The organism is Nonomuraea aurantiaca (genome assembly GCF_020215705.1).
Taxonomy (GTDB): domain Bacteria; phylum Actinomycetota; class Actinomycetes; order Streptosporangiales; family Streptosporangiaceae; genus Nonomuraea; species Nonomuraea aurantiaca.
Window position 1 is genome coordinate 1 of the sequence record NZ_JAIWNB010000049.1, and the last position, 12,269, is coordinate 12,269.

10 protein-coding genes and 2 rRNA genes are annotated in these 12,269 nt (G+C 69.3%); 5 read left to right on the forward strand and 7 right to left on the reverse strand.

Annotated elements, in window-relative coordinates:
- Both LDL49_RS52640 and rrf read left to right on the forward strand, forming a co-directional pair.
- Positions 1-99: ribosomal RNA gene (locus LDL49_RS52640) — 23S ribosomal RNA — on the forward strand; the annotation flags it as partial.
- A gap of 84 nt (positions 100-183) precedes the next feature.
- Positions 184-300, forward strand: a 5S ribosomal RNA gene (rrf, locus tag LDL49_RS52645).
- 475 nt (positions 301-775) lie between these two features.
- Here rrf and LDL49_RS52650 read toward each other — a convergent pair.
- Complete coding sequence (locus tag LDL49_RS52650; protein ID WP_225302502.1) at positions 776-1,519, reverse strand: dienelactone hydrolase family protein; 744 nt, start codon at positions 1,517-1,519, stop codon at positions 776-778.
- A 131-nt stretch (positions 1,520-1,650) separates the two neighbouring features.
- On the opposite strand from LDL49_RS52650, the gene LDL49_RS52655 reads away from it, so the two are divergent.
- Complete coding sequence (locus LDL49_RS52655) at positions 1,651-2,481, forward strand: helix-turn-helix transcriptional regulator (protein ID WP_225302503.1); 831 nt, start codon at positions 1,651-1,653, stop codon at positions 2,479-2,481.
- A 538-nt stretch (positions 2,482-3,019) separates the two neighbouring features.
- The gene (locus LDL49_RS52660; protein ID WP_225302504.1) at positions 3,020-3,502 is read left to right on the forward strand and encodes a nucleoside deaminase; all 483 of its coding nucleotides are present in this window, start codon (positions 3,020-3,022) and stop codon (positions 3,500-3,502) included.
- Between the two features lie 223 nt (positions 3,503-3,725).
- Here the strand turns inward: LDL49_RS52660 and LDL49_RS52665 are convergent, their stop codons facing one another.
- Positions 3,726-4,490 (reverse strand): PhzF family phenazine biosynthesis protein, encoded by a 765-nt coding sequence (locus LDL49_RS52665; protein WP_225302505.1) that lies wholly within the window; start codon positions 4,488-4,490, stop codon positions 3,726-3,728.
- 164 nt (positions 4,491-4,654) lie between these two features.
- Between LDL49_RS52665 and LDL49_RS52670 the strand changes: the two genes are divergently transcribed.
- Positions 4,655-5,035, forward strand: a complete 381-nt coding sequence (locus tag LDL49_RS52670) for a cell division protein SepF (protein ID WP_225302506.1) — start codon at positions 4,655-4,657, stop codon at positions 5,033-5,035.
- Here LDL49_RS52670 and LDL49_RS52675 read toward each other — a convergent pair.
- From LDL49_RS52675 to LDL49_RS52695, 5 genes are all read right to left on the reverse strand, one after another.
- Positions 5,032-6,375, reverse strand: a complete 1,344-nt coding sequence (locus LDL49_RS52675) for a hypothetical protein (RefSeq protein WP_225302507.1) — start codon at positions 6,373-6,375, stop codon at positions 5,032-5,034. The genes LDL49_RS52670 and LDL49_RS52675 overlap by 4 nt on opposite strands.
- A 92-nt stretch (positions 6,376-6,467) precedes the next feature.
- Complete coding sequence (gene argS / locus LDL49_RS52680) at positions 6,468-8,195, reverse strand: arginine--tRNA ligase (protein ID WP_225302508.1); 1,728 nt, start codon at positions 8,193-8,195, stop codon at positions 6,468-6,470.
- Positions 8,192-10,510, reverse strand: coding sequence for an HAD-IC family P-type ATPase (locus LDL49_RS52685; protein ID WP_225302509.1), 2,319 nt, complete (start codon positions 10,508-10,510; stop codon positions 8,192-8,194). Before LDL49_RS52685 ends, argS begins: the two co-directional genes overlap by 4 nt.
- A gap of 31 nt (positions 10,511-10,541) precedes the next feature.
- Positions 10,542-11,567 carry a phosphate acyltransferase PlsX gene (gene plsX, locus LDL49_RS52690; RefSeq protein WP_225302510.1) on the reverse strand — a complete coding sequence of 342 codons (1,026 nt, stop codon included), beginning with the start codon at positions 11,565-11,567 and terminating at the stop codon, positions 10,542-10,544.
- A 123-nt stretch (positions 11,568-11,690) separates the two neighbouring features.
- Positions 11,691-12,242: a DUF1707 domain-containing protein gene (locus tag LDL49_RS52695; protein ID WP_225302511.1), complete on the reverse strand. Its 552-nt coding sequence runs from the start codon at positions 12,240-12,242 to the stop codon at positions 11,691-11,693.
- Between the last annotated feature and the right edge of the window lie 27 nt (positions 12,243-12,269).

Consider the following 12,269-nt stretch of genomic DNA (forward strand, 5'->3'; position numbering starts at 1 on the left):
GGGTAAGGCTCCCGGTAGACGACCGGGTTGATAGGCCGGAGGTGGAAGCACGGTAACGTGTGGAGCTGACCGGTACTAATAGGCCGAGGACTTGACCACAAAGCTTTCTTGCTCGCGTCCACTATGCGATTCTGAAACAACAAACACGCTTGGTTGGTTGTGTGTTTGACAGTTTCATAGGGTTACGGCGGTTATGGCGGGAAGGAAACACCCGGTTACATTCCGAACCCGGAAGTTAAGCTTCCCAGCGCCGATGGTACTGCACTCGGGAGGGTGTGGGAGAGTAGGTCACCGCCGGACAATCTTTGATAGCGGGAAAGGGGCTCCACGCGTGACGTGTGGGGCCCTTTCTGCGTTACGGGGGGTTGCACGCCTTGGCGTGTGCGGCCCCCCTTTTTTTCTGCGTTGTACGGTGTATGGGTCTCACGCTTTGGCGCGTGGGGCCCTTTCTTGCGTTTCCTGGCCTTGTTGGGTGCAGCCCCGCGAGGCGCGGGGCGGCCTGCTGGGCGGAAGGCCAAGGTGGGAGGGGACGGCTTGGCCCGTGAGGCCCTTTCCTGCGTTGTATTGGGTCTCACGCTTTGCCGCGTGGGGCCTTTTCTGTGTTCCCGAGCTTTACATGGAGTGGCCTGAAGGAACGTGGGCATCGATCGGTGTCGATCGCGGTCGCATCGCCGCACCACAAGCCGTCCGATGCGGGCGCGGTGAATTTCCGTAGGACACGAATTTCGCCGAGCTCTGCCTGCCTGCCGCGCGAGGCTGCGTTCGTAGCGCTCGTTCACTGGGTGACGCCGTGGTGGGAGGTGAAGGCGAGGATGCGGTGCCAGGCGTCGGTGCAGGCGTCTTGCCATTGCTCGTAGGAGTCGTCGAAGAACGAGTGCGGGGCGCCGGCGTACACGTGCTTCTCGTACGGCGTGCCGGCCCGGTCGAACTCGCCGGTCAGTGTCGCGTACTCCTCCGGGGTGGTGGCCACGTCGTCGCCCGCCAGCAGCATGAGCAGTGGTGCGGACGGGTGGCCCGCGCGGTCGCCGACGAAACGTGGTGGCCCGTAGAAGCCGACGGCTCCGGCCAGGCCGAGCCCGGCCGAGGCCAGCCGCCATGAGTAGCCGCCGCCGAGGCAGAAACCGACGCTGAATAGCGGGCCGGGGCGCCAGCCGCGGATCGTCTCCGCGGCGGTGGAGGCGTCGAGCTCGACGTGTTGCGGTTCGAGCAGGGCCATGTGGGCGTACCTGTCGAACGCCTCGTCCCGAGGGGCGATGCCGGCGCTGCGGCCGTAGTAGTCCATCACCTGGGTGTGGAAGCCGGCCTCGGCGAACCGATGGGCCAGGCGGGCGTAGAACGGGTGGAAACCCCGTACGTCGGGCATCAGCAGCACGTTGTTGCCGTTGGGGACTTCCGCGGCCGCTCGGTATGCCAGGAATCGGTTGCCGTCGGCGACGCCGATTTCCAGCGGCCCGTGCTCGGCCACCCCACCGGTGACGGCGGGGGCGGCCGGGGGACTGCTGTCGAGGTCGTGGCACATCGTGGGGTTCTCCTTCTTCCCGTCTGATGGGTGAAAGCCTGCCCGGGGCTTCGGGGGTGGCCCAGGCTCGGTGGTTCCGGGTACTGGCAGGGCCACCCTTCGCGGCGGAGGTAGCCGACATACTGGGCTTCGTGGGGGAACGACATGAGCTGGCGGGCTTCCTGCGGTCGCGCAGGGAGCGGGTCACACCGGAGAGCGTCGGGATCAGGGGACTGGGGCGGCGCCGGGTGGCGGGGCTGCGCCGCGAGGAGGTCGCGCAGCTCGCCGGGATCAGCGCCGAGTACTACCAGCGGCTGGAGCAGGGGCGAGCCGCGCATCCGTCACCCGAGGTCCTCGATGCCCTCGGCGCCGCGTTGCGCCTCGACGACGTGGAGCGCGCGCACCTGCGTACCCTGGCCGGTCCCGTACGGGAGCGGCGGCGCGCGGCACCCGCCGCCGACGTCGCCCGGCCGGAACTGGTGGGCATGCTGGACTTGATCCGCGCGCCCGCCATGGTGATCAACGACCGGTTCGACGTCCTGGTGGCCAACGCCGTGGCCGCGCGCCTGTTCAGGTTCGAGGGGGGTCGTGCCAATCTGGCCCGGCGGCTGTTCTTGAGCCCGGACGGCAAGGACCTGTACGTGGAGTGGGATCAGGTCGCCGCCGAGACCGCCGGGCAGTTACGGGTCACATCCGGGAGGTATCCGAAGGATGCCGAGCTGGCCGGCCTGATCCGCGAGCTGCGTGAGAAGAGTGTGATGTTTCGCGCGTTATGGGGTGGCGGTGACGTCAGCATGCGCACGCATGGGGTGAAAAGCTTCAGGCACCCCGCCCTGGGCACCGTGACCTTCTCCTACGAGCATTTTGTCCCTGTCGGGGACTCCCGGCAGCGGCTGATCGTGCTCGTGCCGGTCGCGGGCAGCGCCACCGAGGCGGCGGTGCAGCTGCTCGCGAGCTGGGCGCTCTCGCCGGCGTATGACTGATTGGTGCTTCCGGATGTAGGCGGCGGCCCCAGGCGCGTTTCCTCGGACAGCAGGCGTGGTGACGGTCTTGCCGACCTTGTGCGCTGTGACCCAGGCAGTAGGTAGGACAAGAACAGGGCATTCCGACCGGCGTAGGGCTTCTCGGTGTTGAACGCTCGGGCCGCAGCGCGCGGCCCCGCCAGGTACGCGCACGCCTCGACGTGCAGCCCGAGGTTCTCATCGATCACCACCCACAACACCGACTCATCGTCGGCCGGCGCCCGCCCAGGCCCGACACAGAAAGAGAACCGGCAACGGCCAGTGGGCCCGGGTCTGTGTGGCTCGCGGCGTCGGCGGGCTTCGGATCGAGGCGGGTGACATCGAGATCGCGGTGGTTTCGCGGGCCTGAGCAGTTCGCGCTGGCGGTGACATGCGCCGGAGAAGTTTTGTAGTGCGCTCAGGCCGGTGACCCGCGCCGTCCTGGCCCGGTGCGCCGAGAGGCGTCGCACCCCGACGCCCTAGCATGGAACTCGAAGATCCGAACTCTGGGAGAGGCACTGTGACGACTGAAGCCGACCTGCGGCACCTGCGTCGATGCGTGGAGTTGGCGACGGAGGCGCTGGAGGTGGGAGACGAGCCGTTCGGGTCCGTGCTCGTATCCGCTGACGGAATCGTGCTCGCCGAGGATCACAACCGCGTGGCCGCCGGCGACCACACCCGGCATCCGGAGTTCGAGCTGGCTCGGTGGGCAGCCGCGCATATGACGATTGACGAAAGGGCGGCCGCGACCGTCTACACCTCTGGGGAGCACTGCCCGATGTGTGCGGCCGCGCACGGCTGGGTCGGGTTGGGGCGCATCGTGTACGCGAGTTCGTCGGAGCAGCTTGCCGGGTGGCTGGCCGACTTGGGTGTGCCGGCGCCGCCGGTGCGGACGCTGCCGATCCAGCAGGTCGTTCCTGACGCTGTGGTGGAGGGGCCGGTGCCGGAGCTTGCCGCCCAGGTGCGGGAGCTGCACCGCCGTCGGCACGGCGCCGTCGGCTGAGGTTCGCCCGGTACGGACGCCGTCACAGCCGCCTTCCGAAGTCCGCGATACGGGCTCCGGCAGGTCACATGGCGGCGGGGCTGCACAGAAAAGTGCGGGCCGCGTCAAGCGTGCGGGCCCATGCCGATGGTCGGACTGCCGGGGCGGACGTGCAGGCCCGTCTAGTCGGATGTCCCATCACACGTGCGGGCCGCGTCAAAACGTGCGGCGTCCGCTCATCCCGTCAGACGTGTAGCTCCCCCGACAGCACCGTGACCGCTCGCCCCGCCAGATGTACGCGATCGCCGTCCAACCGCACGTGCACCAGCCCGCCCCGAGCAGACAGTTGCGCGCCCACCATGGTGTCCCGCCCCAGCCGCTGCCCCCAGTAAGGAGCCAGTGCGCAGTGTGCCGATCCCGTCACCGGGTCCTCCGGCACCCCCACGTTCGGGGCGAAGAAGCGGGACACGAAGTCGGTCGACGAACCCCGCGCCGTGACGATCACGCCGCGGGCCTCGACGGTGGCCAGTGCCGCGATGTCGGGTGCGAGTGAACGTATCGTCGCCTCCGATTCCAGCTCCACCACCAGGTCGAGATTGCTCCTCCCGACCTGCACCGGTGCAGCTCCAAGTGCATTTTCCAACCCGTCGGGAACGGCTGTCGGCGACACTTCCTTCGCCGGGAAATCCATCGTGATCATGCCGTTGGCCATGCGATTCACGGTGAGTGTTCCGCTGGCCGTACTGAATTCGAGCTGACCGCCGGCCGCACCTGTGGAATAGAGCACATGTGCGGTGGCCAGCGTGGCATGGCCGCAGAGGGAGACCTCGACCGCCGGGGTGAACCAGCGTAGCGAATCGCCGAGCAGGAAGGCGGTCTCCGACAGGTTCATTTCCGTGGCCACTGCCTGCATCCATGACTCGGGAGAGGGGGACTCCAGCAGGCACACCGCGGCCGGATTGCCCCGGAAAGAAGTGTCGGTGAAGGCATCTACAGTGAACACGCGCATGTATCGAGGCTATCGGGGGAGAGATATCCAGGTGATACCTGGCCGCTAGCCGTACAAAATGGAATTAGTTGTGGGCGTGTCGCACGGCGAACTTCTCGCCGTCGGTTAACGTCCAATGGTGGGACGTGCCGATTGAGGTGAGTTCCTGAGGAAAGGACAAGCCGATGGGGGCAGTGCGCAAGGTGGTGAGCTACCTTGGCCTGGGCGGGATAGACCACTACGACGACGGCTACGACGACGAGCAGTACGAAGAGGAGTACATGCCGGCGACGGAGCGGGCGGCGAGGCGCTGGCGTTCGACCGCCGACTCGTCACGAATCGTGATGGTTCAGCCGCTCAAGTACAACGACGCGCCGATGATCGGGCAGCACTTCCGTGATGGCCAGACGGTGATCATGGACGTGACGGGCATGCCGATGCCGGAGGCGACCCGGATGGTCGACTTCGCGGCCGGTCTGGCCTATGGCTGTGAGGGTCGGATCGAGCGCATCGCCGACCGCGTGTTCCTGCTCGCGCCGGCCCACGTGGAGATCGAGAGCTCCTAGGCCGCGCGCGGGCCGCGACGGATCAGCCGGGTGAGCTCGGCCGAGTCGTCCGCGGCCTGTTCCGCTCGCGTGACCGCCTCACGCGCGTATCCATGCAGCGCCCACACCGCGCCGTCGGCCAGCTCCTTGAGCTCGGCGATCTGCGCGGCCACGTAACGGGCGTCCGATTCAACGGCCTTGCGGCGCCGCCAGAGTTGCCAGCCCGCCAGGCCGAGCAGTGCCACCCCCGGTGCGGCGAGCACGGGCACCTCCAGCCCATCGGCCAGCAGGGCGCCGAGGAGAAGACCGACCCCCGCCACGATCAGCGCGACGGCCGCCCATGGCGGCCGTCGCCGCATCGTCCCCTGGGCCACGATCTCGCGTTCGGCCGCCGCGAGCGAGGCGTCGTCCGGCCCCTCAGGGTGTAGCTCGATGTGGTGGCCGAGCAGCGACACGGTCACCGTGGCGGGCGGCGTGAGCCGGCTTTCGGACTCGAGCTCCTCCGCGACGCCGCGCAGGATCGGGCCCGCCACGTGCAGGGCGAGCGCCGCCAGATGCGGGTCGGCGCCGGGGCGCAGGTCGTCGAGGAGGTGCGAGCTCAGCGAGGCCATCGGTCCCGCGGGGCCGCCGAGCCCGATGAGTGAGCGGAGTACGGCCAGCGGCTCGTCCTCCTCCCATGCCGCGGCGGGGCTGCCGGAGCTGTTGGTCAGCGGGGTGGAGGAGTCGTGCTCGGCCTGCCGCGCCGAGGTGATCTCCGCGCACCGGGCACGCAGCCGGGCGAGCCGCGCGGCGGCCTGGACGGGCGTGGCGAGTTCGGGGATCTCCGCCATCTCCGGGAAGTCGAGCAGCGAAGGGGGCACGACCACCGACGGCTCACCGGGGAGGAGCGCCTGTGTCCACTGCACCGCGTCCGCGTGCTCGGGTACGGCCACCGCGTCGAGCTTGCGGAGTACGAAGATCTTCCCGGCGGGACCGTAGGCTCCCCGGGCCGCAGCCAGCCACAGCGCGCGCTGACCGTGGGTGACCGGCTGGTCGAGTGACAGGTCGCCGAAGGCGGTGCCGAGCCAGGAGGCGTGGATGCGGCTGCCGTGACCCGCGACGGCCAGGGCGAGAGCCAGGAAGAGCGCGGTCTGCTGCTGATCGCGCCCGGCCGCCTTGCTCAGCGGCGCCAGCGGGTCGTCACCGGCGAGGATCGCCACCAGCGCTTCGACGGCGGGTGGCAGCCAGTAGCCAGGTTTGTCGGGAAAGTCGGGCGGGGCCGGGGGCGCGGCGCCGTTGGCGGCCAGGTGAGACAGCAGCGCCTCGGCATATCGGTGCAGCTCGGTTGCTGCTTGGGGGTCGGCAGTCAGGTCCGTGCTCAAGGCAGAGAACTCCCCCATAGTGGCCTCAGTTCATGACCGCGTAAAGCCTAGCCGGGGGGCGCGCCGTCCAGGTGGAGGCGCGCCCGCACGTGCTACATGCGCTCGGGCACCGGCACGCCGAGCAGATCGAGCCCCGTTTCCAGGACCCGCAGGGTCAGCGCGCAGAGAGCGAGCCGACGCGCCTTCGTCTCGGCGTCGACCCCGTCCTTGGCCACCGGGCACTCCTCGTAGAACGTACTGAAGAGGCTGGCGGTCTCGAACAGGAAGGCGCAGAGCCGGTGCGGCTCCGACAGGGCCGCGACCTGCTCCACCAGCGCGCCGAAACCCAGCAGGTGGAGGGCCAGGGCGCGTTCGGCGGGCTGGCCGAGCACGATGTCGCCGGTCGCGTCGGCCGGTGCCACTCCCGCCTTGCGGAAGATGGACCGGATTCGGGCCGTCGCGTACTGCATGTAGGGGCCGGTGTTGCCGTTGAATCCGAGCATGCGGTCGTAGTCGAAGACGTATTCGCTGTCGTGGCTGATCGACAGGTCGGCGTACTTCACGGCGCCCATGCCCACGGCGTGCGCGATCTCGGCTCGCGCGGTCTCGTCGTAGCCACGGTCGGCGATGGCCGCCGCGGCCCGGTCGACCGCCTCCTGCAGCAGGTCCGTCAGCTTGATCGACTCGCCGGACCGGGTCTTGAACCGGCGTCCGTCCTTGCCCAGCATCATGCCGATCTGGACGTGCTCGGCCGAGGCCGTGTCGGGCAGCCAGCCGGCCAGCTTGGCCGCCGCGAACACCATGCGGAAGTGCAGCGCCTGGTCGGCGCCCACCACGTAGAGCATGCGGTCGGACTTGAGGTCCTCGACCCGGTAGCGGATCGCCGCCATGTCGGTGGAGGCGTAGCCGTAGCCGCCGTCGCTCTTCCTGATGATCAGCGGCAGCGGCTTGTCGTCGGAGCCGGTGAAGCCGGGCGGGAAGACGCACAGCGCGCCCTCGCTCAGTACGGCGACCCCGGCGGCCTCCAGGTCCTGGCAGGTCTTCTCGAGCATCGGGTTGTACATGCTCTCGCCGGCGATGTCGGCGTCGGTGAGCGTGACGCCGAGCATGCTGTAGACCTTGTTGAAGTAGCGGATCGTGGCGTCCATGAAGACGTGCCAGAGCCGCAGGGTCTCCGGGTCGCCCGACTGGAGCATGGTCACCCGCTTACGCGAGCGGACCTTGAACTCCTCGCCGCCGTCGAACTGGACCCTGGCCGCCTGGTAGAACTCGGTGCCCATGCCGGCTTCGAGCTGCGCGACCGCGGCCTCCTCGCCGATGTCGAGCAGATGCTCGATGAGCATGCCGAACGGCGTGCCCCAGTCGCCGAGGTGGTTCTGCCTGACGACGGTGTTGCCGAGATGCTCGTGCAGGCGGGCCAGCGAGTCGCCCACGATCGTGGTGCGCAGGTGACCGACGTGCATCTCCTTGGCCGCGTTGGGCGCGGAGTAGTCGATCACCACGGTCTGCGGCGGCGTGGCGAAGCCGACGCCCGTGCGCGGGTCGTCGAGCATCGTGGTCGCCTCGGACTCGATCCACGAGTCGTCGAGCGCGATGTTGAGAAAGCCGGGACCGCTGACCTCGACCGTGCCGGGGAAGTCGGACAGCTCCGCCGCGATGGCCTCGGCGACCTCCCGCGGCGCGCGTCGCAGTCGCTTGGCCAGGCTCATCGCGACGTTCGCCTGGAAGTCGGCGAACTGGGAGGGCCGGATCAGCGGATCTGCGTCGGCGTACTCGGAGCCGAACGCGTGCGCCAGCGCTTGCTGGACGCGCTCGGTGAGCACTGTCTGCGGGTCGGTCATGGTCTAAGGGTACCGGCGACCTTGACCGCCGCGCTGATGCCTACGGCGGCCACCACGGAGATGCCGACGGCGGTCAGATCGTTGCTGAGATCGCCGGGTTCGAGGGCGAAGAAATGCCGGATGAAGGGGATCGCGAGGGCCAGCGCGAACAGCCCGGCCATGGCGCCGATCATGGCGATCCGCCCCAGGGTGAGCGGCTTGGTGATCAGGATGAGCACCCACCAGGTGGTGAGGAAGAGCGCGATCGTCGCCGACGTACGGTCCTCGTTCAGGGTGGAGGTGTCGCTGTGCGCGGCCCAGAACGCCAGGAACACCGCGCCCGCGCAGAGCAGCCCGGCGGGTACGGCGAAGCGCAGCACCCGGGGCACGAACCCGGGCTTGGCGCGTTCGAGCGTCGGCGCGAGCGCCAGGACGAACGCCGGGATGCCGATGGTCAGCGCGTTCACCAGCGTGGAATGGCGCGGCGCGAACGGGAACATCAGCCCGAGGACCCCCGTGAGCAGCGAGAGGGCGATCGCGTAGAACGTCTTGGTGAGGAACAGGTTCGAGACGCGCTCGATGTTGGCCAGCACCCGGCGGCCTTCGCCCACCACGTGCGGCAGCGTGGAGAACTTGTCGTCGAGCAGCACCACCTGGGCGACGGCCTTGGTGGCGGGACTGCCCGCGCCCATCGCGATGCCCAGGTCGGCGTCCTTCAGCGCGAGCACGTCGTTGACGCCGTCGCCGGTCATCGCCACGGTGTGGCCGCGCGACTGGAGCGCGCCGACGAAGGCGCGCTTCTGCTGAGGGGTGACGCGGCCGAACACGGTGTGGGTCTCCAGCAGCTCGGCCAGCTTGGCCGGGTCGTCCGCCGGCAGGGTACGGGCGTCGATCGCGCGATGGCCGTCCGGAATCTCCAGGCCGGTGGCGATCGCGGCGACGGCGTCAGGATTGTCGCCGGAGATCACCTTGACCGTGACGCCCTGCTTGGCGAAGTACCGCAGGGTCTCGTGTGCGTCGGGTCTGATGCGCTGCTTGAGCGTGACGAGCGCTACGGCCTCCGCCGTACCGTCGGCGGACGCCAAGCCGTCCAAGCCGTCCAAGCTGTCCGTACGGCACAGCGCCAGCACGCGGGTGCCGGTCGAGGCCAGCTCGGCGGCCCGCTCGTAGCCGTCGGCGGTGGCGTCGAGCAGGACATCGGGGGCGCCGAGCAGCCACACCCCGTGGGGGCCGAAGTCGGCGCCGCTCCACTTGCGCGCCGAGGAGAACGGGACCACGTCGACGGCCGTCCACCCGTCGGCCGCCGAGGGGTAGCGGGCCTGGATGGCCTTGGCCGTGGCATTGGGCCGGTGGTCCACGTTGGCCAGTGCGGCGAGCGCGTCGTGGATCGGCCGGCCTTCGCTCAGGCCGTCGCTCAGGGGGATTACCTCGCCGAGGTCCATGCCGCCCGCGGTGAGTGTCCCGGTCTTGTCGAGGCAGAGCACGTCCACCCGGGCCAGGCCCTCGATCGCGGGCAGCTCCTGGACCAGGCAGCTGCGGCGGCCGAGCCGTACGACGCCGACCGCGAAGGCGATCGAGGTCATCAGCACCAGGCCCTCGGGGATCATGGTGACGATGCCGGCGACCGCGCCGGTGATGGCGGTGCCGAAGTCGGCCGAGCTGCGCAGCTGGCTGTAGATCAGCAGCGAGCCGATCGGGATGACGAGCCAGGTGATGTACTTGATGAAGTTCGTGACGCCGTCACGCAGCTCCGAGCGCGCGAGGTGGAACCGGCTCGCCTCCTCCGCCAGTCGTACGGCGTAGGCGTCGGTGCCGACCTTGGTCGCGACGAACGCGCCCGAGCCCGCGACGGCGAAGCTGCCCGACAGCACATCGTCGCCCGGCAGCTTGTGCACCGGGTCGGCCTCGCCGGTCAGGAGCGATTCGTCGATCTCCAGTCCGTCGGACGCGACGACCTCGCCGTCCACCAGCAGGCGATCGCCGGGCCCGAGCAGGATCAGGTCGCCGAGCACCACCTGGCGAGGCGGGATCTCCTGGTCGCGGCCGTCACGGCGGACCGTGACCGGTGCCTCGTTGATCACCGCGAGCTTGTCGAGTGTGCGCTTGGCCCGGAGCTCCTGCACGATGCCGATCAGCGCGTTGGCTACGATGACCAGCCCGAACAGCCCGTCCTGCCACGCACCGAAGATCAGGACCAACGCCCAGAGCACGCCGATGACCAGGTTGAACAGGGTGAAGACATTCGCCCTGATGATCGCGCCGAGCGACCTGCTCGACCGGCGCGGCACATGGTTGGTCTTCGCCCCCGAGACCTGTGCTGAGGTTAAGCCGTCCACACAACCCCCAGATTTGTGGATCTGCCACAGACTATGGGGTTCTCAGGCGATGCGGGCGGTGTGCGGCCGCGATTCTGTCGCCGATGCGCGCCACGACGCCCTGCGCCGACAGGTCGGCGGCGAGCCGGCAGGCGGCGCTGATGCCGGCCGCTCTGGACGAGCCGTGCGCGATCACCACGGTCCCGTTCAGCCCGAGCAGCACGGCCCCGCCATGGGCCTCGGCGTCGAGGCGGCTGCGCAGCTCGCGCAGGCGTGACCGCTGCAGGAACGCCCCCAGCCTGGCCATCCTGTTGTCGTCGATGGTCCGCCGGAGCTCGCCGAACGCGTAGCGGACCGCCCCTTCCATGGTCTTCAGCGCGACGTTGCCGGTGAAGCCGTCGGTGGCGATCACGTCGGCGATGCCGTTCAGCAGGTCGTGGCCCTCGACGTTGCCGATGAAGTCGAGGCCGGGGGAGCCTTGCAGCAGCTCGTGGGCCCGCTTGACGATCTTGGTACCCTTCTCGGCCTCGCTGCCGATCGTGAGCAGGCCGACCCTGGGCTTGGAGATCTCGTACGCCAGCTCGGCGTAGACGGACCCCAGATGCCCGAACTGCACAAGCATCTCCGGCTTGACCTCGGCGTTCGCACCCGCGTCGAGGAGCAGCGTGGGCTTCGGCAGCGTGGGCAGCGCGACGGCGATGGCCGGTCGGAGCACCCCCTGCTGGGCCTTGAGCCTGAGCCGGCCCGTGGCCACGATCCCGGCGGTCGAGCCCGCGGACACCACCGCCGACGCGTCGCCACGCCGTACGAGATGGCAGGCGATCGCGATGCTGGAGCGGGGGCGGCGCAGGCTGGCCAGCGCGCCCTCGTCCATTGCCAGGGCCTCCTCGGCCCGCACGATGGGGATCTCCTTGGTCGCGTCGTGGTCGGCGAGCGCCTCGTAGAGCACCTTGGGGGAGCCGACGAGCACCACCGCCAGCCCGCGCTCGCGCACGGCGTGCACGGCCCCCGCCACGATCTCGTGCGGTGCGTGGTCGCCGCCCATGGCGTCGAGCGCGATCGGCCTGGTGTCGGACAAAAGGTCACCTCGTACGGCTCGCGGAGCGTTCCTGTGGTGTGGCCGGAACGCGGTCGCGCTGCGGTCGTCCCCCGTCCGCATCGTAGGCAGGGGGTGCGCCGGGCCGATCGGCGGGTGGCCGGGTCAGCCGACGCTGCGCAGGTTCCAGTCGGAGACCTCGCGCGACACGATGACCTTGGAGAACATCGACCGGCCCGTGACCCGGATGAGGGGACCGTCCTCGCGCGTGCCGCCGCTCACGTTGCGCTTGCCGAACATGGAGCCGCCCTCGTCGACCACCTGGGCGTTGTCGGGCACGAGCACGATCAGCTTGCTGAAGCGGGCATCGGCCTCGAGGGTGATCTCCCGGCCGGGCAGCACGGCGTCCGTCAGGTCGATGATCAGCGCGCCGAACCTCGCCGACAACCTGGTGTGGCGGGAGGCTACCCAGCGGCCCTTCCTGATCACCTTGCTGAACTTCGAGTCGATCGTCTGCTGCTCGATGCCGAGGGTCACCATGTTTGGCGCCGACACATCGGGCAGGTCAGAGGTGATGGGGGCCAACTCTCCGACGGTCTTGGCCGTATAGGCGGCGTCGAGGCGGTCCGCGTGTTCGAGGCTGGTGAGCCTTCCGGTGGCGAGGGCCTCACCGAGCACAGCGGCCACGCGGTCGCGATCAGCGTCAGAGGCGCGCATAACGGGATCAGAGGTCACAGTTTCAGT

What these genes read in the sequence shown, in the direction of transcription:
- LDL49_RS52650 (WP_225302502.1), bottom strand. Translation starts at nt 1,519, where the DNA reads ATGTGCCACGACCTCGACAGCAGTCCCCCGGCCGCCCCCGCCGTCACC.
- LDL49_RS52665 (WP_225302505.1), bottom strand. Translation starts at nt 4,490, where the DNA reads ATGCGCGTGTTCACTGTAGATGCCTTCACCGACACTTCTTTCCGGGGC.
- LDL49_RS52670 (WP_225302506.1), top strand. Translation starts at nt 4,655, where the DNA reads ATGGGGGCAGTGCGCAAGGTGGTGAGCTACCTTGGCCTGGGCGGGATA.
- argS (WP_225302508.1), bottom strand. Translation starts at nt 8,195, where the DNA reads ATGACCGACCCGCAGACAGTGCTCACCGAGCGCGTCCAGCAAGCGCTG.
- LDL49_RS52695 (WP_225302511.1), bottom strand. Translation starts at nt 12,242, where the DNA reads ATGCGCGCCTCTGACGCTGATCGCGACCGCGTGGCCGCTGTGCTCGGT.